Below are 1,360 nucleotides of genomic sequence, written 5' to 3'. Positions count from 1 at the left end.
GCCCCTGTCGACCACGAGAGGCAGTACCGTCAGGCCGTCACCCCGATCCCCGCGGTGGCTTGATCCAGGTCTCCGACCAGACCAGGACGGTTCACATCCCCGACAACACGTATCGGCGCGGTACCCGCTTGTTCGACCGCGCTTTCGCCGCGAACACCGCCAGCACCTGATCCCGCTCGGCGGGGGTGATGATTGGCTCCCACACCGCTGGACCGATCACCTGGCCTTTATGTTCCCGTAGCCCGGCGATGCGGCCAGACTGCACCAGTGTCCGTAGCGTGCTGGTAATCCATGGTTTGCCCGAGACGGTGTGGATCTCATTGTTGTTGAGCCACGTGGCCATCGACCGCATTGACTCCCCAGCGATGGTGCGAGCCACTAGATCTCGCACCACCTCGGCCTCCGACTCGCGCACGACGAGGTTGCCGGTCTCGTACCCGAAGGCGCGTTGCGCGGTGCCGTGCGGCAAGCCAGCCTCCGCGTTAGCCAGCATCTTGCGCGCGACACGCGCTGAGCGTCGCCCGGACTCCTTGGCGGCGAACGCGGCGAAGATCCGTGCCATGAAAAGCCCATCGTCGTTGCCGAGGTCGATGTCGGCGGTGACCGTGGCGACTTCGCGTACCCCGGCTTGCTCGCACAGGGTGACGAACTCCTCCAGTTCCACCGGCCGGCGATGCAGGCGATCGAGGTTGTACACAATCACCGCGTCCCGCGCACCGGACGCCAGATCATCAAGCATCTGCCGATAGCCCTGGCGTGTCTTGCCCGAGTATGCGGACACGTCGTTGTCCACGTATTCCCGCCCGATGGTCCATCCGCGGTCGGTCGCGAGCTTGCGGCAGTCCTCCAATTGTCGTTGCACGCCAAGACCTTTGCCCTCCAGATCTTGCGAGATCCGGGCGTACACTGCTGCTGACCGCACCGTCGTCTTGCTACCGCTCATAGCGGTTAGTTTAGTAACTTCCGAGGAATATTGGGCCGCTATGTCGTTTTCACCACCGAGCGAAAACGTTCGGCGGCTGGCGGCAGTATCAGAACATCTGGGGCACAGCGATTTTCACCGCGCTCACCGGGCACTCGTTCGTGGGCAACGCGTACACCGGCACAGATCTGTTCCCGGCCCTCGGTGCCGTCCTGCCGGACCGGCCACCCGAACATCCCAGCCGAGCCGGATTCGACCACATTCGCGACGCCGGCCGCACCACCCGCCGGCAGGCCCGCGAACGCTGGGAGCAACAGAACCCGCCGCCGTTCTGACAGTCACGACCTACCGCACGTAATGATGCCGCGAGCTAGGGCGTGTCTCCTAATAGGCGTGTCCAGCGGAGGCATGCCTGTAGGACCACGGCGGCTCGGTAGG

Annotated in this window: 1 protein-coding gene and 1 pseudogene; one reads left to right on the top strand and one right to left on the bottom strand. The window is 64.5% G+C overall.

Going from position 1 to position 1,360, the window contains the following annotated elements:
* Positions 1-94 precede the first annotated feature (94 nt).
* Positions 95-943: pseudogene (locus tag G341_RS20410) on the bottom strand (recombinase family protein); the annotation flags it as partial.
* Positions 944-1,083: 140 nt separating this feature from the next.
* Here G341_RS20410 and G341_RS23640 point away from each other — a divergent pair.
* Positions 1,084-1,257: a hypothetical protein gene (locus G341_RS23640; RefSeq protein ID WP_018177064.1), complete on the top strand. Its 174-nt coding sequence runs from the start codon at positions 1,084-1,086 to the stop codon at positions 1,255-1,257.
* Positions 1,258-1,360: the final 103 nt, after the last annotated feature.

Origin of the sequence: Jongsikchunia kroppenstedtii DSM 45133, from assembly GCF_000380485.1 — a bacterium.
GTDB classification, from domain to species: domain Bacteria; phylum Actinomycetota; class Actinomycetes; order Mycobacteriales; family Mycobacteriaceae; genus Jongsikchunia; species Jongsikchunia kroppenstedtii.
The sequence above is the reverse complement of the archived record's forward strand: the minus strand, read 5'-3'. Positions and strand labels throughout refer to the sequence as shown.